General features: G+C 69.0%; 9 protein-coding genes and 3 rRNA genes. 8 read left to right on the forward strand and 4 right to left on the reverse strand.

What is annotated here, in order from left to right; genetic code table 11:
* The first annotated feature begins 71 nt into the window (after nucleotides 1-71).
* Both AB5L52_RS23340 and AB5L52_RS23345 read left to right on the forward strand, forming a co-directional pair.
* Nucleotides 72-2,147 carry an asparagine synthase-related protein gene (locus AB5L52_RS23340; RefSeq protein WP_369365970.1) on the forward strand — a complete coding sequence of 692 codons (2,076 nt, stop codon included), beginning with the start codon at nucleotides 72-74 and terminating at the stop codon, nucleotides 2,145-2,147.
* 251 nt (nucleotides 2,148-2,398) lie between these two features.
* Nucleotides 2,399-5,833: a BTAD domain-containing putative transcriptional regulator gene (locus AB5L52_RS23345; protein WP_369365971.1), complete on the forward strand. Its 3,435-nt coding sequence runs from the start codon at nucleotides 2,399-2,401 to the stop codon at nucleotides 5,831-5,833.
* A 58-nt stretch (nucleotides 5,834-5,891) separates the two neighbouring features.
* Here the strand turns inward: AB5L52_RS23345 and AB5L52_RS23350 are convergent, their stop codons facing one another.
* Nucleotides 5,892-7,790, reverse strand: a complete 1,899-nt coding sequence (locus AB5L52_RS23350) for a sigma-70 family RNA polymerase sigma factor (RefSeq protein ID WP_369365972.1) — start codon at nucleotides 7,788-7,790, stop codon at nucleotides 5,892-5,894.
* Nucleotides 7,791-8,055: 265 nt separating this feature from the next.
* Complete coding sequence (locus AB5L52_RS23355; protein WP_351571212.1) at nucleotides 8,056-8,811, reverse strand: helix-turn-helix domain-containing protein; 756 nt, start codon at nucleotides 8,809-8,811, stop codon at nucleotides 8,056-8,058.
* A 378-nt stretch (nucleotides 8,812-9,189) separates the two neighbouring features.
* Here AB5L52_RS23355 and AB5L52_RS23360 point away from each other — a divergent pair, with 378 nt between their 5' ends.
* Together AB5L52_RS23360 and AB5L52_RS23365 are read left to right on the forward strand one after the other, a co-directional pair.
* Nucleotides 9,190-10,569 (forward strand): NAD(P)/FAD-dependent oxidoreductase, encoded by a 1,380-nt coding sequence (locus AB5L52_RS23360; protein ID WP_369365975.1) that lies wholly within the window; start codon nucleotides 9,190-9,192, stop codon nucleotides 10,567-10,569.
* A 131-nt stretch (nucleotides 10,570-10,700) separates the two neighbouring features.
* A complete protein-coding gene (locus tag AB5L52_RS23365) occupies nucleotides 10,701-12,347 on the forward strand; it encodes a SpoIIE family protein phosphatase (protein ID WP_351016414.1) in 1,647 nt (548 codons plus the stop codon).
* Between the two features lie 137 nt (nucleotides 12,348-12,484).
* On the opposite strand, the gene AB5L52_RS23370 is transcribed toward AB5L52_RS23365, so the two are convergent.
* Nucleotides 12,485-13,765 (reverse strand): MFS transporter, encoded by a 1,281-nt coding sequence (locus tag AB5L52_RS23370; protein WP_369365977.1) that lies wholly within the window; start codon nucleotides 13,763-13,765, stop codon nucleotides 12,485-12,487.
* A gap of 110 nt (nucleotides 13,766-13,875) precedes the next feature.
* Here AB5L52_RS23370 and AB5L52_RS23375 point away from each other — a divergent pair, with 110 nt between their 5' ends.
* The 4 genes from AB5L52_RS23375 to rrf all read left to right on the forward strand — a co-directional run bounded on the left by AB5L52_RS23375 (nucleotide 13,876) and on the right by rrf (nucleotide 20,233).
* Entirely contained in the window at nucleotides 13,876-14,427 is a 552-nt protein-coding gene (locus AB5L52_RS23375; protein WP_351016408.1) for a MarR family transcriptional regulator, read from the forward strand.
* A 655-nt stretch (nucleotides 14,428-15,082) separates the two neighbouring features.
* Nucleotides 15,083-16,608: ribosomal RNA gene (locus AB5L52_RS23380) — 16S ribosomal RNA — on the forward strand.
* Between the two features lie 303 nt (nucleotides 16,609-16,911).
* A 23S ribosomal RNA gene (locus tag AB5L52_RS23385) occupies nucleotides 16,912-20,028 on the forward strand.
* Between the two features lie 88 nt (nucleotides 20,029-20,116).
* Nucleotides 20,117-20,233: ribosomal RNA gene (gene rrf / locus AB5L52_RS23390) — 5S ribosomal RNA — on the forward strand.
* The 16S, 23S and 5S rRNA genes sit together here, the layout of an rRNA operon.
* A 65-nt stretch (nucleotides 20,234-20,298) precedes the next feature.
* Here rrf and AB5L52_RS23395 read toward each other — a convergent pair.
* Nucleotides 20,299-20,859, reverse strand: a complete 561-nt coding sequence (locus AB5L52_RS23395) for a cysteine hydrolase family protein (RefSeq protein ID WP_369365980.1) — start codon at nucleotides 20,857-20,859, stop codon at nucleotides 20,299-20,301.
* Nucleotides 20,860-20,874 lie beyond the last annotated feature (15 nt).

Below are 20,874 nucleotides of genomic sequence, written 5' to 3' on the forward strand. Positions count from 1 at the left end.
CGCGTCTTTCATGGCAGCATGAGGATCCGGTTCGTACGGTGCACTGTTGTCCACAGCCTGTGGAGGCGTCGATGCGGTGGTTGGTGGGTTGGAGCAGCACCGCCGCGGGCGTCGCCGGCATCGGGTCCGCGGGCGCCACCGGTTACGACGGCGAGACCCTGCACCCGGTCGGCTCCCAACTCCTGTGGGGCGACCCGGACCCGCTGTGGGCCGTCGGCGACTGGCGCCCGGACGAGGTACGCGTGATCCGGGCCGACGCGGACAACCGCATCGCCGTCCTGGGTATCTGCGGCGCCTCCGACGAGGAGCTGCGGCGCGGCCTGTTCACCGCGCGCGGGGGCGCACTGCGCCACCTGACGACCTGGCCCGGCAGCTACACGGCCGTCGTGCAGGTCGGCCGCCGCATCACCGTCTGCGGCGATCTCGCGGGCGCCCGCCCGGTGTTCCACACCCCCTGGGCAGGCGGCACGGCCTACGCCACCGCCGCGCTGCCCCTCGCCGACCTCATCGAGGCCAACCTCGACTTCGGTCACCTGGCCGCCCTGCTCGCCGCCCCGGACGTACCGGCCGCGCTGCGCGACACCACCCCGTACGAGGGCGTACGGCGCGTTCCGCCGGGGCACGCACTCGTGCTGCGCGCCGGGGCGCGCGAGATCGCCGGGTACGAGCCGGTCGCCTCCCTCGCCGTGGCCGCGCCCCCGGCCGACCCCGACCACGCCGTGGACGCCGTACGCGACGCCCTGGTGGAGGCGGTCCGCACCCGCCTCTCCGCACCGCGCCATGTGCCCGACCTCGACCCAGGCCCGGTGCCCGGCATGGGACCGGCCGAGCGGCGGGCCCGGCGCGGGATGCCCGTGCCCGGCATCGGCGCCGACCTCTCCGGCGGCCCCGCCTCCGGCACCCTCGCGCTGCTGGCCGCCGGGCTGCCCGGCAGACCCGGCACGCTGCTGGGCCACGGCACGGGCGCGGGCGAGCGGCTCCTCGCCGTCACCTTCAACGACCTGGCCGTCGGCGGCCGCGAGGCCGAGGTCGAACGCGCCGGTGCCCTCGCCGCCAATCCGCGCCTGCACCACGTGGTGGTCACCGGCGCCGAGGAAACCCTGCCGTACGCCGACCTCGACGGCCCCCTCACCGACGAACCGGGGCCCTCGCTGGTCATGGCCGCCCGGCACCGCGCCCGGCTCGCCGCCGGCAGCGCCGACCACTTCACCGGCCACGGCGCCCGCCAGGTCCTGGACGCCCACCCCGCCCGCCTCGCCGACCTCCTCATGGACCGCAGACGGCGCCATCTGGTCCGCCCGGTCGCCGCGCTCGCCAAGGCCGACGGCTCGGTGATGGTCACCGCGCGCGTGTACGGCGCCGCCCGCCGGCTCGCCCGCACGCCCTACCGGACCGGCCTGGAGGTGCTGGCCGAGCGGCTGATGCGGCGCCGCTTCGACGAGCCCAAGGGAGCGGTCGGCGCGTCCCTCGCCGCGCTGACCTGGGCCAGACCGGGGCCGGCGGCGCGCTGGCTGACCGGGGAGGCGCTGGCTGAAGTATCGGTTCTGCTCCATTCGGAGGCAGACCGCTCCGCGACCGGCGTGCAGCGTCCCGGCGACTATCGCGCGCGTGCCGCCCTCGCCCGGTACGCCGCCGACCTGCGCGTCCTGGAGCAGGCCGCCGAGATCCGCTCCCAGCGCCTGCACGCGCCGTTCCTCGACAACCAGGTCGTCCGCGCCTGCCGCGCCCTCCCGGAGGCCCTGCGCGTCCAGCCCGGCGCCCGCGCCGCCATCCTCCGTACGGTCCTGGAGGGCGCCGGCGTCGCCGACCTCCCGGCCGGCTGGGGCGCCCCCTCCCACGCCTCCTCGGCGGCGGCCGCACGCGCGGGCCTGCGCATGGCGGCCGACCCCCTGCTCGACCTCTTCGCCACCCCCCTCCTGGCCGACGCCGGCCTGGTGGAGGCCCGCGTCGTCCGCGAGGCCCTGCGCGCGGGCGCCGCAGGCGACCCCATCCCCCTGGACGGCCTCGCCGACCTCATCTCCCTCGAACTCTGGCTCCACCGCCTCCTCTCCCGCCGAGGCACCTGCTGGACGGGGACACCGGCACGGGCGCGTGCGGTGCCCTCCGGCATCCAGCCGAGAAGGGGAGCTCTGGCCTCCGGCGCTTGACGGCTGAGGGCGCTGTCCCTCCCCATCTGGGCGCTGGTCCCTCCCCATCTGGGGGCTGCCGCCCCCAGGCCCCCGCTGGGGTGGCTCCCGCCGTAGGCCGCCGCGGGTCCGTCGTGGCCGGCCGCGCAGTTCCCCGCGCCCCTGGGGAGCCGCAGGGCCGTCGCCTTCATCGCGCCGCAGCACACGGCACCGATCACGCCTCGCTCAGAAACCCTCGTGCCCGGAACCGCACCCCCCGCGACAATGACCAGGTGCGGTACAGAATCCTGGGCGTGACCCAAGCAGCGGACGACCAGGGCACCCCCATACCCATCGGCGGCCCCCGCCTGCGCACGCTCCTCACCGCCCTCGCCCTCCGCCCCTCCCGCACCACCACCCCCGAAACCCTGATCGACGAGATCTGGACGGACGACCCGCCCCACGACGCCCCCGCCGCCCTCCAGGCCCTGATCGGCCGTCTCCGCCGCACCCTCGGCCGTGACACCATCGCCTCCACCCCCGGCGGCTACCGCCTGGAGGCGACCGAGGACGACGTGGACCTGTACGTCTTCGAGCGGCTCGTCCACACCGGCACCAAGGCCCTCACCGCAGGCGACCCGGCCACCGCCCACCGCACCCTCACCGAGGCCCTCGCCCTCTGGCACGGCCCCGCCCTCGCCGACCTCCCCGACCGCACCGCCGCCACCCGCCCGGAGGCCCTGCGCCGGGAGGCGACCCGCGCCCGGGCCGCCGCCGCCCTCGACCTCGGCCGCGCCCCGGACGCCGTACCGGAGCTGAAGGAGCTGACCGCGGCCCACCCGCTGGACGAGTCCCTGCACGCCCTGTTCATCCGTGCCCTGCGCGACACGGGCCGCCCCGCCGACGCCCTCGCCGCGTACGAGTCCGCCCGCCGCACCCTCGCCGACACCCTCGGCACCGACCCGGGCCCGGAACTCAAGGCCCTGCACAGGTCGTTGCTCACACAGCAGGAACCACAGCCACGGACGCAGCCACACGCACAGCCACCGTCGGATTCACCGTCAGATGCAGTGCCGGAGCCGCCGAAGCCGCTCGCCCCCGCTCAACCCCCCGAGCGCACCGGCAATCTCCGCCCCCGTCTGACGTCTTTCGTCGGGCGGGAACCAGAACTTGAGGCCATTCGTTCCGACTTGCACAGGGCCCGCCTGGTCACGCTCACCGGACCGGGCGGCTCCGGAAAGACCCGCCTCGCCGAGGAGGCCGCCGCAGGGCTCCCCCAGGCATGGCTGGTCGAGCTGGCCCCGCTCGACCATCCGGAGGCGGTGCCCGGCGCAGTGGTCAGCGCCCTCGGTCTGCGCGAGACCGTGCTGCTGACCAACGAGCTGGCCACCCAGCAGGACGACCCCGTCGCCCAGCTGGTCGAGTACTGCGCCCCGCGCAGCCAACTCCTGATCCTTGACAACTGCGAGCATGTCATCGGCGCGGCCGCCGCCCTCGCCGAGACCCTCCTCACCCACTGCCCGGGGCTCACGATCCTCGCGACCAGCCGTGAACCCCTGGGCGTCCCCGGTGAGTCGGTGCGCCCGGTCGAGCCCCTCGTCCCGGAGCAGGCGCACCGACTGTTCGCCGAGCGCGCGAAGGCCGTCCGTCCCGACGCCGGCGCGGTGCTCGCCGACACCGAGGCCGTGGCGGAGATCTGCCGCCGTCTGGACGGGCTGCCGCTGGCCATCGAGCTGGCCGCCGCCCGGCTCAGGCTGCTCACCCCACGGCAGATCGCCGACCGGCTCGACGACCGCTTCCGCCTGCTCACCTCCGGAAGCCGCACGGTCCTGCCCCGCCAGCAGACCCTGCGCGCGGTCGTCGACTGGTCCTGGGACCTGCTGGACGAACGCGAGCGCACGGTGCTGCGCGAGGTGTCCGTGTTCGCCGGCGGCTGGGACCTCGCCGCGGCCGAGGCCGTGTGCACCGGCCCGGCCGCCGACCTGATCGGCGCCCTGGTCGACAAGTCCCTCGTCGTAGCCGCCCCGGACGCCTCCGGCGGCGGTATGCGCTACCGCATGCTGGAGACCATCCACGAGTACGCCGCCGAGCGCGCGGCCGAGGTCCCCGGGCTGCGCGCCGCCACCGAGCGACGGCACCGCGCGTGGGTGCGGGCGCTGGTCGAGGAGGCCGAGCCGCGGCTGCGGTCGGCGGACCAACTGCCCTGGATCTCCCGGCTGGAGACCGAACTGGACAACATCCGGGCGGCACTGGACCGCTCCGTGCGTGCCGGCGACGAGCCGGAGGCGGGTGCGATCGTCCTGGCCATCGGCTGGTTCTGGTGGCTGCGCAACCACCGCCAGGAGGCCGTGTCCTGGGTCCGGCTGGTCCTGCGCCTGGGCGTGGCCCTGGACACCGTGGACGCCCTGGCGACCTCGGAGGCCTCGGAAGTCGCGGACGCCTCGGAAGTCGCGGGCGGCTTCGACCCGGGGGGTGCCTCGGCGGGCCCGGCCCCCGGCGGCGAGCTGATGAAGCTCGTGGAGTCGGCCGACCCGGTCGGTGCCCTTCTCGCCGTGCCCGACGGTGAGGCCGGGCATCCGCTGCGGGAGCTGCGGATGGACCTGCGGATGTTCGACCTGTTCCTGACCTCCGAGTCGAGCCCCGAGCACCTCGCGTCCGACCCGCGGGCCCCGGAGTACCTCGCGCGCGTCCGGGCCGCCTTCGAGCACGGCGGTCCCCACGCCGCCCGGCTCCCGGGCATCGTCTGGCCGCTGACCGCCTACTACCTGGGCGGCTCGGAGGACCTCGGCCGGGCCATGACCGAGGCCGTCGCCAACTGCCGTACGTACGGCGGCGATTGGGAGGTCGGCGTCTCTCTGATGTACCGCACCCACACGAAGGTCGACTCCCCGGGCAACCTGCGGGGCGTGGACGAGGACCTCGCCGAGCTGCGGACGCTCAGCCGGCGCGTCGGGGACCGCTGGATGCGGGCCCAGGTGTGCAGCGCGGCCGGTGAGGCGGCCATGGCGCGCGGCAGGTTCGGCGAGGCACGCGGTGAGTACGAGGAGGCGCTGCGCCTCGCCTACGAGGTGGGTGCCTATGCCGAATCGCCGTTCCTGATGGCCCGGCTCGCCGAGATCGCCTACCGTTCCGGCGACCCGAAGACCGCGCTGGCCGATCTGGACGAGGCGGGAGCGGCCGCCGACCGGTACGCCGTGCCGGAGTCGCGCGCCTTCGTGCTGCTGATGCGCGCCCACATCGCCCTGCACGACGGGGAGCACGCGGCCGCCCGCGAGTTGTACGAGGCGACCTGCGCGGTGACGCGCGGCGGCAACCCGCCGCCGCAGTTCGTGGCGGCCCTGCGCAGCGTCGAGGCGCTGCTCACCGCCGCCGAGTCGGGTCCCGCGCACGGGCTGCCGATCGTCGCCGAGGCGCTGCGCGAGGCCGTGGCCCAGCGGTGCGCGGAGTCGATCACGGCGGGGCTGGCCGACATCGCGGCCGTTCTGCAGGCCCGGCGCGGCGATCTGGCCGGTGCGGTCCGGCTGTTCGCCGCCGCGGACCGCTGGCGCGACGGCAATCTCCGCCCCGAGCCGGAGCGCGGCGAGGCCCTCAAGGTGCAGGCCGACGCCCGCACGGTCCTGTCGGCCGAGCGGTACACGGCCGAGTCCGCCCGGGGCATGTCCCTCGACGTGGCCGACGTGCTGCGGGAACTGGCGGCCACGGAGACGACGCCCGCCGAACGTGCCTAGTGCCCCGGCCTGTCGGGGCACTGGCTGCGGCGTTCTGCCGGCTCCCTGGCCCACCTGCCTACCGGCAGGTGAACCGGGACTCCGCCCAGTCCGCGAGCGCCGCCCGGTCGAGGAGGCCGCCGTGCGGCTGTACGACGAGCCGGACGGTCCTGCGCCCGGTCAGGTCCACATGGACGGGCAGGGCAGGGGTGTTTCCCTCGACCGTCCCGGACTGCCACAGCCGGACCCCGTCGGCGTAGACGGAGAAGGACACCTTGCCGAGGCCCAGCGTCATGTCGTCCACGCCGGCCAGTGCGTCGTAGGCGGTGCACTGCCGGTTGAGGGCGATGGTCACGGAGGACTCGCCGTGCACGGTCGCCCCGCGCGCGTACTGCTTGCCGTCGATCGACATGCCGTAGCGCTGCCACACCCAGCTGCTCTCGCCGAGCTGGATCTCGGGCCGGGTGCCGTCGCCGGTGACGTCGTAGCTGAGGTCGCTCACCTCGTAGACGGTGGTGGGCGGCGGCGGAGCGGGCGTCGGGGTCGGCTTCGGTGTGGGGGTCGGGGTGGGCGTCGGCCGGGACGTGGGCGCCGGCTTGGGGGTGGATCTCGGCGTGGGCGTCGGTGTCGGGGTGGGGGTGGGGGTCGGCTCCGGGGCGACCACGACCGGCTTCGGCGAGGGTTTCCGCTTCGACGGGGTCGGCTTCGGCGCCGGGGGCTGTACGACCGGGGCGGACGGCGACGGCTTGGCCGCCTCCTTCGCCGGCGGGTGGCTGTCGTTCACCAGCGCCAGGGCCACCGCGGCGGCGGCCACCGCGACCACACCGGCCGCGATCCCCGCCTTCACCGGTGCCCCGAGCCCCTCCGCGGCCGCGGCCCCGCCCGTGCCACCGGCGCTTCCGGACGACCCGGTGGCCGCGGCGGCGCCGGCCGCCCCGACCCCGGCGCTGCCGGCGACGATCCCGAGCGCCTTGGCGTACCCGGCGGCCCCGAACCAGCCGATGACCGCGACCGGGACGACACCGGGGATACCGCCGGCGACCTCTTCGATCTGCACGGCCGCCAGCCGGCACTTGGCGCATTCCTCCAGGTGCTTGCGCAGGCCCCGCTCGGCGCGGATGCGCAGTTTGCGGCGGGCGTAGGTGCCGAGCTGGTCGGCGTAGCGGGCGCACTCCTCGTCACCGGTGAGGGAGGCGCTCACATGGGCCTGGAGATAGGCCTGCTTGAGGCCTTCGCGTGCGCGGCTGGCGAGGACCCGGGTGCCGTTGGCGTCCAGCCCGAACAGCACGGCCACGTCGCTCGGCGACTCGTCCTCCACCTCGGTGTGCCACAGCACGGCCTGCCAGCGTTCGGGCAGCGAGCGGAAGGCCCGCATGGCCATGGACTGCTCGGCCTCGTGCATCGCGCGCACATCGGCGCCGAGGTCCAACCCCGCTCCGAAGGAGCCCATGGATGCCGTGTCGTCGGCGACGTCCGAGGCACGGGCGGCCTGCTGGGCGAAGCCGGCGAAGTCGTCGACGAGCTGCTCACGCCGGGCCGACCTGGTCCAGTGCGCGGCGACGCGCCGTACGGAGGTCAGCAGATAGGCGCGCACGGCGTGCTTGGGTCCGGATCCCCCGCGCACCGCCTGCAGCATCCCGGCGAAGACCTCGGCGGTGAGGTCGTCGGCGGTGTGCCCGTCCCGGCAGCAGGTGCGGGCGTACCGCCGTACGGCGTCCGCATGCCGTCGATAGAGCTCCTCGTACGCGGAATCGTCACCGCCGCGCATTCGCTCGATCAGCGCGCCGTCGTCGGGCGGCCGCTCCCGGGGCGGTGGCAGCGCACTGCCCTCACGTTGGGCCGGCACGCTCGCGTTGCTCCGCCCGGCCGAGGAAGCCGGACGACCGCCCTGATTCGGCACCTGGGGTGGGGTCAGCCCGGGGGCGGCCTCCGCGCCCGCGTCGTCACCGCGTGACTCGTCCCACCCGTCAACGCTCATCGCGGAATGCCCCCGACACCGGCCCGGCCCAACCCTTCACCGGCTCAGGGTGCCACATTGTCTTTTATTCAAGGACCCCTCGTTCATGGCATCCACTCATCCGAGACCCTTGCCGGCACAGCCTTGCGGCCACCACCCGAACGAGTGAGCCGCAGTTCCCCGGGGGCGCGGGGAACTGCGCGACCAGCCACGTACGGTCTGCAGCCCGATGGTCCGCAGTCCGAGGACCACGTGGACCACCCACCCCGAACCGACGATCGAGCCCCTACACGGGACGCGAGCGCAACCCCTCCAGCAGAATGTCCAGCAGCCGCGCACTCGCAGCGGCCTGCTGCGCCGCATCCGGCAGGGACGGCGCCGCCGTGGCGATCACCAGCAGCACATCGGACACGGACACATCCGCCCGCAGTTCCCCGGCCGCCCGAGCCCGCTCCACCAACTGGCCGACGACCTCCAGCAGCGCCCCGGCCCCGGCGTCATCGGCCCCCGAACCCAGCCGCAGCTCGACACCGTCCGGCTGCGACCGCTGCTGCGGCACCCGAGCCTCTTCGGCGGGCCCCACCGAACCACCCGGCCCGCCCGACCCGGCGGAGCCGACGAGCACCTGCGGCGGCAGCAACCGCCCCGCCCCCGACGCCACGGACGTCCGCAGGAACCGCGACAGCGCCGACCACGGCTCGTCCTCCTGCCCGAGCGCGGCCCGCGCCTGCTCGGTCAGCCGCGCCGTCTCCTCCTCGGCTATCCGCCGGACCAGCACGTCCTTGCTGGGAAAGCGCCGGTACACCGTGCCGACCCCGACCCGGGCGCGCCGCGCCACGTCCTCCATCGGCGCGCCGTACCCCAGCTCGCCGAAGACCTCACGCGCCGCACGCAGCACGTGTTCCAGATTGCGCTGTGCGTCCACCCGTAGCGGCGTCGTGCGCGGCCCGTCCGCGCGTCCGTTGCCCACCGCCGGGCTCACCGCCCCGCCACCGGGTGCGATGGCAGCTGCGGATGACCAATGTGCGTCCTGAACATGCATGTGTTCCCCCGGTAATGACGTCTCCCCCCGGAGACTCTCCCCGCCACTGAATCGGGAGTGCGTGGAACTGGCATCGGTCTCGACCGGGTCCGCCCGTCGCGATACCCGCTCGACCACATTCCCTACACCCCGTCGACACACGAACATAGTTGAGAGGAAGTCAATTCAGAAGGGGCAGGTTCCGCACAGTGCGCCCCCCGATCGGAGTACGGGCCTCGTACGTCCCGTTTCCGTCTCTTCGTTCCCCATGGCCCGACCCTACTGACCTGCCCCGTTTCGTCCCGCCCCGACAGCGCGTCCGGCCCCGCGCACACCCGACCGCCAGTCACACAAATTGCCGGGGCTGTGGACAAACAACTGCGCCGGGTGCGTCATGGGATGGTGAAGGAACGTGCGCGCATTCTGGTTGTCGGCGGCGGCTACGTCGGGATGTACACGGCCCTGCGTCTGCAGCGGAAGCTGAAGGGCGAGCTCAAGCGGGGTGAGGTCGAGATCACGGTCGTCACCCCCGACCCCTACATGACGTATCAGCCGTTCCTTCCGGAAGCGGCCGCCGGTTCGATTTCCCCTCGTCATGTCGTCGTACCGCTGCGCCGCGTCCTGGACCAGTGCCATGTGGTCATCGGCGAGGTCACCGCCATCGACCACGCGGTGCGCACCGCCGCGGTCGCGACGCTCGCCACCGCCGAGGAGGGCAGAGCGGCCGAACTGCTCGGCTACGACGAGCTGGTGCTCGCCCCCGGCTCGATCTCCCGCACGCTGCCCATCCCGGGCCTCGCCGAGTACGGCATCGGCTTCAAGACCGTCGAAGAGGCCATCGGCCTGCGCAACCACGTCATCGAGCAGATGGACATCGCCTCCTCCACCCGCGACCCCGCGATCCGCGACGCCGCCCTCACCTTCGTCTTCGTGGGCGGCGGCTACGCGGGCGTGGAGGCGCTCGCCGAACTGGAGGACATGGCCCGCTACACCGCGCGCTACTACCACAACGTCCGCCCCGAGGACATGAGGTGGATCCTCGTGGAGGCCTCCGACCGCATCCTCCCCGAGGTCGGCGCGGAGATGGGCCGCTACACCGTCACCCAGCTGCGCCGCCGCAACATCCAGGTCCTCCTCGACACCCGCCTGAACTCCTGCGCCGGCCGCGTCGCCGTCCTGAGCGACGGCCAGCGCTTCCCGACGCGCACGGTCGTGTGGACCGCCGGCGTCAAACCGCACCCGCTGCTCGCCGCCACCGACCTGCCGCTCACCGCGCGCGGCCGGCTCAAGTGCACCGCCCACCTGACCGTCGACGGCGCGGAGCACGCCTGGGGGGCCGGAGACGCGGCGGCCGTACCCGACGTCACCGCCGCCGAGCCCGGTACCGAGACCGCGCCCAACGCCCAGCACGCCGTCCGCCAGGCCCGCACCCTCGGCGACAACATCGCCCACGCGCTGCACGGCGAACCCTTGGAGACGTACGCCCACAAGTACGTCGGCTCGGTCGCCTCCCTCGGCCTGCACAAGGGCGTCGCCCAGGTCTACGGGCGCAAGCTGAAGGGTTACCCTGCCTGGTTCATGCACCGCGTCTACCACCTCAGCAGGGTGCCCACCGTCAACCGCAAGGCCCGGGTCCTGGCCGAATGGACCCTCGCCGGGCTCTTCAAACGGGAGATCGTCTCGCTCGGTTCACTCGAACATCCGCGAGCGGAGTTCGAACTCGCGGCCGGTGGAAAGCCTCCTCACAGCCCCTCGGACGACCCGAAGGGGTCGTCCTGACCGGACCCAGGAACTCCCCGGCTCGCCCAGGCGTCTGACCGATGTCGCCGCGGCGCGCCCCCTGCCAGACTGCCCCACGTCCGCGGACGGGCCACCCACCCGTCCTCAGCACCCACGAGGCTTCTTCCCAAGTGAACTTCACGCGCTGGAGCGCCCGGCTCCCCGGAACGCAGCGCCGCGCCGCCGCGCGGACCGAGTCCCCGGTCTCCCCGGACCGGCGGGGGGAAGGCTCCGTGCCCGCGGCCCGCGCCGGACAGCCGGCCGGCGACGCACCCCCGGTGTCCGCCGTGGACGACCTGCCCGCGCGCGACGTCCTCGACCGCGTCCCGGCCCTCGTCGCCCTGGTCCACGGCCCCGACCACCGCATCGCCTACGTCAACGACGCCTACACGACGGCCTTCGGCGTACGCCCCCCGGGCGCCCCCGCCCGCGAGGCACTGCCCGAACTCGCCGAACTGGGTCTGCTCCCGCTTCTCGACCAGGTGCTGCGCAGCGGCAAGCCCCGCACCCTGAAGTCCCGCAAGGCCGTCGACGGCCGCACCTACACCTTCACCTGCACGCCCGTCGCCGAGGACGGCGACCGCGACGCCGGCGTGCTCGTCTTCGCCACCGACGTCACCGACCACGCCGAGGCCGCCGAACGGCTGCGCGCCAGCGAGCGCCGCCAGCGCGAGACCGCGGTGACCCTCCAGCGCTCCCTGCTCCCCCAGGAGCTGGAACAACCCGACGACCTGCGCATCGCCGCCACCTACCAGCCCGGCGGCACGGAAGCGGCGGTCGGTGGCGACTGGTACGACGTGATCACCCTGGGCGGCGGACGTACGGCGCTGGTCATCGGCGATGTGATGGGCCGCGGGGTCCGCGCGGCGGCCGTCATGGGCCAGCTCCGCACGGCGGTGCGCGCCTACGCCCGCCTCGACCTGCCCCCGCACGAAGTGCTCCAGCTGCTGGACGGCCTGGCCTCGGAGATCGACGCCAACCAGATCGCCACCTGCGTCTACGCCGTCCACGACCCGAACGAAGGCCGCCTGGTGTACGCCTCCGCCGGGCACCTCCCCATCCTGGTCCGCGACGAGAGCGGCACGGTCTCCCGCGCCGACGAACCCACCGGCCCGCCGCTCGGCACCGGCGGCTGGATGCACGCGTCGGGTTCGATCGCGCTCGGCCCCGGGTCGACGGCGGTGCTCTACACGGACGGCCTGGTCGAACGCCGGGACGAGGACCTGGACGAGGGCATCGCGGCACTCGAAGGCGCTCTGGCCGGCGCCACGGGCACCCCTCAGGTGATCTGCGACCGCCTGGTCCGCTCGGCCGGCGTCACCGCCGACCACGACGACGACGTGGCCGTCCTCGTCCTCCAGCACCCGGCCCGTACGGGCCCCGCCGGCGACCTCTTCCGCAACGCGGCCCTGGAACTCCTCGGCGGCGTGGAAGCGGCCCCGCGGGCCCGCGCCTTCGCCTCCGGCGTGCTGACGAGCTGGCGCTTCCCGGCCGAGCTGCACGACCTCGGCGTCCTCGCCGCGAGCGAGCTGGTGGCCAACTCCCTCCAACACGGCACCCCACCCATGAGACTCCGGCTCCGCCGCACCGACCGCCGCCTGATCGTCGAGGTCACGGACGGGGACGACCACCTCCCGCGCCGACGCCGCGCAGAGCCGGGCGACGAGTCGGGGCGGGGCATCGCCATCGTGGCGACGATCGCGTCCAACTGGGGGTCGAGAAGGACGCCGGGCGGCGGCAAGGCGGTGTGGTGCGAGTTCGTTCTGCCGAAGGGGTAGGGGCCGTGGGGGTTCTGGCCGTTGCTGGATGCGGGTGTGTGGCGGGCTGGTCGCGCAGTTCCCCGCGCCCCTGGGCGGTTGCAGCCGCCGCACCCGCATGCGCGCCGTAGCTGCGGGCAGTCGTGCCTGCCCGACGGCTACGCGGCCAGGGACTCCGCAGGTGCCTCACCCCGGGCAATCACACGGCTGGTGCGCAGCCACGGCTGGTCCTGCACATCCGTGAGCCGCCGCCCCAACCGCAGCGCCAGCACCGTGATCCCCAGCGAGAACAGCAGGAAGGTCACGATGTACGGCGCAGGCAGCGAGGCCCCCAGCGGCCCGCCCACCGCCGGCCCGACAGCCAAGGCCAGCTGCTTGACCAGCGCGAACGCCGAGTTGTACTGCCCGGCCATCCCCTCCGGCGCCAGATCGGCGACCAGCGGAGCGACCGTCGGCGACAGCATCGCCTCACCCAGCCCGAACAGCGCGTACGTGGACACGAACGCGGCCGTCGCCATCTCCTGACTGCCGTGCCCCAGCCCCGCGTACCCCGCGGCCAGCCAGGCGACGGCCCAGATCAGCCCGACCGCGGCGATCACCCGGGACCGCCGACGCCGCTCCACGAACTTCAGCACGGCGAACTGGGCGACCACGATCATCAGCGTGTTCGCGGCCAGCGCCGTACCGAGAGCGGAGGTGGAGATCCCGGCCGCCTCTACGCCGTACGCGCTCAGACCGGACTCGAACTGGCCGTAGCAGGCGAAGAACAGCACGAAGCCCAGCACGGACAGCTGCACCATCGCCCGGTTCCCGAGCAGCTGCTTCCAGCTGCCCTTCGACGACTGCGTGGGCGCGTCCTCCAGCCGCGGCGAGTGCGGCATCCGCACCGTCGCCATCACCACGACCAGCAGCAGGAACATCGCCGCCTCGATCGCGAACAGCAGCGTGAACGACGACACGCGTGTGACGTCGACGAGGTGACCGCCGATGAGGCCGCCGACCCCGAGCCCCAGGTTCTGCAGGAAGAACTGCATCGCGAACGCCCGCGACCGGGTGTCGGCCGACGAGCAGTCCACGATCATCGTCGCCAGCGCCGGCTGCATCACGGCCTGCCCGGCCCCGAGCGCCGCGGCCGACAGCAGTACGGCGGCCGCGTTGCTCGCGAGACCCAGGCTCAGTGCGCCGAGCGCGGCCGTGACCAGGGCTGCGAGCAGGACCGGCAGCGGGCCGCGCCGCACGATCGCCCGGCCGGCGAACGGCAGGACGATCAGCGCGGCCACGGCGAAGACGGCGAGCACGAGTCCCGCCGTCATGGCTCCCAGATCCCGCACCTGCGCCACATAGACGTACAGGTAGGGGACCGTGAAGCCGAGCCCGAATGCGCTGAGTGCGTTGCCCACGTGGATCCGGCGCATCGCTGCGCCCATCGCCCTGGTCACGTTCACCTCTCTCACTAGTTAGACCTGAAGACTTCAAAGCTAAAGTTCGAAGCTAAAGAGTACACAGTGAAGGACTTCAATGCAAAGGAGCCGCGTGCCATACTGCGGCCATGGCCGACACCGCCCCCGACGTCACCGAGCCGACCCTCGAAGAGCAGATCGCCGCCTATCAACGCGAGTTCCAGGGTCTGGATCCCCAGGTCGAGAAGATCGTGTCGGCGCTGTCCCGGCTCAACCGCCGTATGAACGTCGCCTACGGCCGCCAGACCAGCGCCCTCGGCATCAGCAACGCCGAGTGGGAGGTGCTCAAGGCGCTGGTCCTCTCCGGTGCCCCCTACCGCATGGGCCCCAGCGACCTCGCCAAGCGCCTCGGCCTCACGCCGGCCGCGATGACCCACCGGATCGACCGCATGGTCGCCGAGGGGCTCGTCACCCGGGAGCGCGACGAGTCCAACCGCGTCCGGGTCATCATCGAGCTGACGCCCGAGGGCCGCGAGAAGTGGCTGGAGGCGATGCGCCTGGCGACCGTCTTCGAGGAGGACCTCCTCCAGGACCTCACCCCGGCGGAGCGCGCGGTGCTCGGCGAGGTCCTGACCAGGCTCCTGATCAGGGTGGAGCACGCCCAGCCGGACGCCGGCGGCCGACTGAGCGACCTTGACTGAGCCGCTGAGGTCACTCGAAAAGATCTTGACAGGGGATGGTTGACACGCCCCTGCCGGTTCCGTAAAGTTCTCCGGGTTGCCACAGGGCCGTAACGGTTCTTCGGCAACACCTTCGCCGCTTCGAGCGGCACCCCTCACACCTCAGCACGATCTCCCGTACGGGTCGATTTCGGCATGCCCGAATTCAATTCGAATGGAAGCCCGGTGGTCCGATTGGGAATCACCGAGCGGATCCGCTAAGGTTTGAGACGTCGGAACGGCCCAACGGCCGGGAAGACAAACCCCGCTGACTGGGGGTCGGACGCCGAAAGGATCTGATAGAGTCGGAACCGCCGGAAAGGAAACCGCGAGAAAAACGCGGGAACCTGGAAAGCACCGAGGAAATCGGATCGAGAAAAGATCTGATAGAGTCGGAAACACCGAAGGGAAGCGCCCGGAGGAAAGCCCGAGAGGGTGAGTACAAAGGAAGCGACCGTTCCTTGAGAACTCAACAGCGTGCCAAAAATCAACGCCAGATATGTTGATACCCCGTCCGTCGGAAATATTCCGATGGTCGAGGTTCCTTTGAAAAACACAGCGAGGACGCTGTGAACGGTCGGGTCATTCCATCCGGCTGTTCCGCTCTCGTGGTGTTCATCCCGATCACGGGAAAACATTCACGGAGAGTTTGATCCTGGCTCAGGACGAACGCTGGCGGCGTGCTTAACACATGCAAGTCGAACGATGAAACCCTTCGGGGTGGATTAGTGGCGAACGGGTGAGTAACACGTGGGCAATCTGCCCTTCACTCTGGGACAAGCCCTGGAAACGGGGTCTAATACCGGATACGAGCCTCCACGGCATCGTGGAGGCTGGAAAGCTCCGGCGGTGAAGGATGAGCCCGCGGCCTATCAGCTTGTTGGTGAGGTAATGGCTCACCAAGGCGACGACGGGTAGCCGGCCTGAGAGGGCGACCGGCCACACTGGGACTGAGACACGGCCCAGACTCCTACGGGAGGCAGCAGTGGGGAATATTGCACAATGGGCGCAAGCCTGATGCAGCGACGCCGCGTGAGGGATGACGGCCTTCGGGTTGTAAACCTCTTTCAGCAGGGAAGAAGCGCAAGTGACGGTACCTGCAGAAGAAGCGCCGGCTAACTACGTGCCAGCAGCCGCGGTAATACGTAGGGCGCAAGCGTTGTCCGGAATTATTGGGCGTAAAGAGCTCGTAGGCGGCTTGTCACGTCGATTGTGAAAGCCCGAGGCTTAACCTCGGGTCTGCAGTCGATACGGGCTAGCTAGAGTGTGGTAGGGGAGATCGGAATTCCTGGTGTAGCGGTGAAATGCGCAGATATCAGGAGGAACACCGGTGGCGAAGGCGGATCTCTGGGCCATTACTGACGCTGAGGAGCGAAAGCGTGGGGAGCGAACAGGATTAGATACCCTGGTAGTCCACGCCGTAAACGGTGGGAACTAGGTGTTGGCGACATTCCACGTCGTCGGTGCCGCAGCTAACGCATTAAGTTCCCCGCCTGGGGAGTACGGCCGCAAGGCTAAAACTCAAAGGAATTGACGGGGGCCCGCACAAGCGGCGGAGCATGTGGCTTAATTCGACGCAACGCGAAGAACCTTACCAAGGCTTGACATACACCGGAAAACCCTGGAGACAGGGTCCCCCTTGTGGTCGGTGTACAGGTGGTGCATGGCTGTCGTCAGCTCGTGTCGTGAGATGTTGGGTTAAGTCCCGCAACGAGCGCAACCCTTGTTCTGTGTTGCCAGCATGCCCTTCGGGGTGATGGGGACTCACAGGAGACCGCCGGGGTCAACTCGGAGGAAGGTGGGGACGACGTCAAGTCATCATGCCCCTTATGTCTTGGGCTGCACACGTGCTACAATGGCCGGTACAATGAGCTGCGATACCGTGAGGTGGAGCGAATCTCAAAAAGCCGGTCTCAGTTCGGATTGGGGTCTGCAACTCGACCCCATGAAGTCGGAGTCGCTAGTAATCGCAGATCAGCATTGCTGCGGTGAATACGTTCCCGGGCCTTGTACACACCGCCCGTCACGTCACGAAAGTTGGTAACACCCGAAGCCGGTGGCCCAACCCCTTGTGGGAGGGAGCTGTCGAAGGTGGGACTAGCGATTGGGACGAAGTCGTAACAAGGTAGCCGTACCGGAAGGTGCGGCTGGATCACCTCCTTTCTAAGGAGCATCTAGCTGCCGCAAGGCAGCCAGAGCCACTACGCCAGCAAATGTCTGGCGGTGGTCAGCTCATGGGTGGAACGTTGATTATTCGGCACGGTCCAGGATGGACCAGGCGCTAGTACTGCTCTTCGGGGCGTGGAACGCTGATCTGGTCGGCTGGTCGTGTCGGGCACGCTGTTGGGTGTCTGAGGGAACGAACTTTCCTCAGTCGCCGGCCCCAGTGCACTCACCGGATGTTCTGGTGGGGTGATGGGTGGCTGGTCGTTGTTTGAGAACTGCACAGTGGACGCGAGCATCTGTGGCCAAGTTTTTAAGGGCGCACGGTGGATGCCTTGGCACCAGGAACCGATGAAGGACGTGGGAGGCCGCGATAGTCCCCGGGGAGTCGTCAACCAGGCTTTGATCCGGGGTTTCCGAATGGGGAAACCCGGCAGTCGTCATGGGCTGTCACCCACTGCTGAACACATAGGCAGTGTGGAGGGAACGAGGGGAAGTGAAACATCTCAGTACCCTCAGGAAGAGAAAACAACCGTGATTCCGGGAGTAGTGGCGAGCGAAACCGGATGAGGCCAAACCGTATGCGTGTGAGACCCGGCAGGGGTTGCGTATACGGGGTTGTGGGATCTCTCTTCTGCGGTCTGCCGGCCGTGGGACGAGTGAGAAACCGTTGATGTAGACGAAGGACATGCGAAAGGTCCGGCGTAGAGGGTAAGACCCCGTAGTCGAAATGTCAGCGGCTCGTTTGAGAGACACCCAAGTAGCACGGGGCCCGAGAAATCCCGTGTGAATCTGGCGGGACCACCCGCTAAGCCTAAATATTCCCTGGTGACCGATAGCGGATAGTACCGTGAGGGAATGGTGAAAAGTACCCCGGGAGGGGAGTGAAATAGTACCTGAAACCGTGTGCCTACAAGCCGTGGGAGCGTCGGAACGTGCTTGCACGTTCTCGTGACTGCGTGCCTTTTGAAGAATGAGCCTGCGAGTTTGCGGTGTGTTGCGAGGTTAACCCGGGTGGGGAAGCCGTAGCGAAAGCGAGTCCGAACAGGGCGATTCAGTAGCACGCTCAAGACCCGAAGCGGAGTGATCTAGCCATGGGCAGGTTGAAGCGGAGGTAAGACTTCGTGGAGGACCGAACCCACCAGGGTTGAAAACCTGGGGGATGACCTGTGGTTAGGGGTGAAAGGCCAATCAAACTCCGTGATAGCTGGTTCTCCCCGAAATGCATTTAGGTGCAGCGTCGTGTGTTTCTTGCCGGAGGTAGAGCACTGGATAGGCGATGGGCCCTACCGGGTTACTGACCTTAGCCAAACTCCGAATGCCGGTAAGTGAGAGCGCGGCAGTGAGACTGTGGGGGATAAGCTCCATGGTCGAGAGGGAAACAGCCCAGAGCATCGACTAAGGCCCCTAAGCGTACGCTAAGTGGGAAAGGATGTGGAGTCGCAGAGACAACCAGGAGGTTGGCTTAGAAGCAGCCACCCTTGAAAGAGTGCGTAATAGCTCACTGGTCTAGTGATTCCGCGCCGACAATGTAGCGGGGCTCAAGCGTACCGCCGAAGTCGTGTCATTGCAGTATAAGCCCCAACGGGTGCTGTGATGGGTAGGGGAGCGTCGTCTGCCGGGTGAAGCGGCACTGGAAGGTAGTCGTGGACGGTTGACGAGTGAGAATGCAGGCATGAGTAGCGATACACACGTGAGAAACGTGTGCGCCGATTGACTAAGGGTTCCTGGGTCAAGCTGATCTGCCCAGGGTAAGTCGGGACCTAAGGCGAGGCCGACAGGCGTAGTCGATGGATAACCGGTTGATATTCCGGTACCCGCTGTGAAGCGTCAAACATCGAATCCAGTGATGCTGAGGCCGTGAAGCCGTTCCGGACCCTTCGGGGAATGGAAAGTGGTGGAGCCGCCGGACCAATCTGGTAGTAGGTGAGTGATGGGGTGACGCAGGAAGGTAGTCCATCCCGGGCGGTGGTTGTCCCGGGGTAAGGGTGTAGGACGGTGTGTAGGTAAATCCGCACGCCATGAAGTCTGAGACCTGATGCCGAGCCGATTGTGGTGAAGTGGATGATCCTATGCTGTCGAGAAAAGCCTCTAGCGAGTTTCATGGCGGCCCGTACCCTAAACCGACTCAGGTGGTCAGGTAGAGAATACCGAGGCGTTCGGGTGAACTATGGTTAAGGAACTCGGCAAAATGCCCCCGTAACTTCGGGAGAAGGGGGGCCACGCCTGGTGAGAGGACTTGCTCCTCGAGCTGGGGGTGGCCGCAGAGACCAGCGAGAAGCGACTGTTTACTAAAAACACAGGTCCGTGCGAAGCCGTAAGGCGATGTATACGGACTGACGCCTGCCCGGTGCTGGAACGTTAAGGGGACCGGTTAGCTCACTTTCGGGTGGGCGAAGCTGAGAACTTAAGCGCCAGTAAACGGCGGTGGTAACTATAACCATCCTAAGGTAGCGAAATTCCTTGTCGGGTAAGTTCCGACCTGCACGAATGGCGTAACGACTTCTCGACTGTCTCAACCATAGGCCCGGTGAAATTGCACTACGAGTAAAGATGCTCGTTTCGCGCAGCAGGACGGAAAGACCCCGGGACCTTTACTACAGTTTGATATTGGTGTTCGGTTCGGCTTGTGTAGGATAGCTGGGAGACTGTGAAGCATGCACGCCAGTGTGTGTGGAGTCGTCGTTGAAATACCAGTCTGGTCGTGCTGGATGTCTAACCTGGGTCCGTGATCCGGATCAGGGACAGTGTCTGATGGGTAGTTTAACTGGGGCGGTTGCCTCCTAAAGGGTAACGGAGGCGCCCAAAGGTTCCCTCAGCCTGGTTGGCAATCAGGTGTTGAGTGTAAGTGCACAAGGGAGCTTGACTGTGAGACCGACGGGTCGAGCAGGGACGAAAGTCGGGACTAGTGATCCGGCGGTGGCTTGTGGAAGCGCCGTCGCTCAACGGATAAAAGGTACCCCGGGGATAACAGGCTGATCTTCCCCAAGAGTCCATATCGACGGGATGGTTTGGCACCTCGATGTCGGCTCGTCGCATCCTGGGGCTGGAGTCGGTCCCAAGGGTTGGGCTGTTCGCCCATTAAAGCGGTACGCGAGCTGGGTTTAGAACGTCGTGAGACAGTTCGGTCCCTATCCGCTGTGCGCGTAGGAGTCTTGAGAAGGGCTGTCCCTAGTACGAGAGGACCGGGACGGACGAACCTCTGGTGTGCCAGTTGTTCTGCCAAGGGCATGGCTGGTTGGCTACGTTCGGGAGGGATAACCGCTGAAAGCATCTAAGCGGGAAGCCTGCTTCGAGATGAGGACTCCCACCCACTTGATGGGGTAAGGCTCCCAGTAGACGACTGGGTTGATAGGCCGGATCTGGAAGCCAGGTAACTGGTGGAGGTGACCGGTACTAATAGGCCGAGGGCTTGTCCTCAGTTGCTCGCGTCCACTGTGTTGGTTCTGAAACCACGAACAGCCCCACGTTGTCACAGCGTGGTGTGGCGTTCACAGTTTCATAGTGTTTCGGTGGTCATAGCGTGAGGGAAACGCCCGGTTACATTCCGAACCCGGAAGCTAAGCCTCACAGCGCCGATGGTACTGCAGGGGGGACCCTGTGGGAGAGTAGGACACCGCCGAACAAATCTTGAGAAAGGCCCACGCCATCCGGCGTGGGCCTTTCTGCGTTTCAGGGTAGTTTACGGTTTTAGAAGTCCTGGAAATTGACGCCCGCCGTTTTCATCGTGCCGCCCTGCCGGCCCGGTGCGTGCTGGCCGCTCCAGTAGAGGTTCGTGTGGGCGATCACCTGCTCCGGGGCCGGAGCGCCGTACGCGGTGAGGTTCTCCGTCGTGTGGGCGTCGGCCACCAGCGTCGCGTCGTAGCCCCGGACCAGGGCGCCGTGCAGGGTCGAGCGGACGCAGAAGTCGGTCTGGGCGCCCGTGACGACCAGCCGGCCCACCCCGCGGTCGGCCAGCACGGACTCCAGGTCGGTGTCCTCGAAGGAATCCCGGTAGGTCTTGGCGATGAGGGGCTCGGCGTCGAGGCGCTTCAGCTCCGGGACGTACTCCCAGGCCTCCGTACCGGGGACCAGTTCCTCGTCCTGGTGCTGTACCCAGATCACCGGCACGTCTGCCGTGCGGGCCTTGCCGATCAGGGTGTTGATGTTGGCGATGACCTCGTCGAGGTGCGGCGAGCCCGGCACCATCACGCCGTTCTGTACGTCGATGACAAGTAGGGCGGTGTTCGGCCGTTGTGGCAGATTTGTCATGGCGTCCACAATATG

Origin of the sequence: Streptomyces sp. CG4 (genome assembly GCF_041080655.1) — a bacterium.
Lineage (GTDB): Bacteria > Actinomycetota > Actinomycetes > Streptomycetales > Streptomycetaceae > Streptomyces.

What these genes read in the sequence shown, in the direction of transcription:
- AB5L52_RS23340 (WP_369365970.1), top strand. Translation starts at nt 72, where the DNA reads ATGCGGTGGTTGGTGGGTTGGAGCAGCACCGCCGCGGGCGTCGCCGGC.
- AB5L52_RS23350 (WP_369365972.1), bottom strand. Translation starts at nt 7,790, where the DNA reads ATGAGCGTTGACGGGTGGGACGAGTCACGCGGTGACGACGCGGGCGCG.
- AB5L52_RS23355 (WP_351571212.1), bottom strand. Translation starts at nt 8,811, where the DNA reads ATGCATGTTCAGGACGCACATTGGTCATCCGCAGCTGCCATCGCACCC.
- AB5L52_RS23360 (WP_369365975.1), top strand. Translation starts at nt 9,190, where the DNA reads ATGGTGAAGGAACGTGCGCGCATTCTGGTTGTCGGCGGCGGCTACGTC.
- AB5L52_RS23375 (WP_351016408.1), top strand. Translation starts at nt 13,876, where the DNA reads ATGGCCGACACCGCCCCCGACGTCACCGAGCCGACCCTCGAAGAGCAG.
- AB5L52_RS23395 (WP_369365980.1), bottom strand. Translation starts at nt 20,859, where the DNA reads ATGACAAATCTGCCACAACGGCCGAACACCGCCCTACTTGTCATCGAC.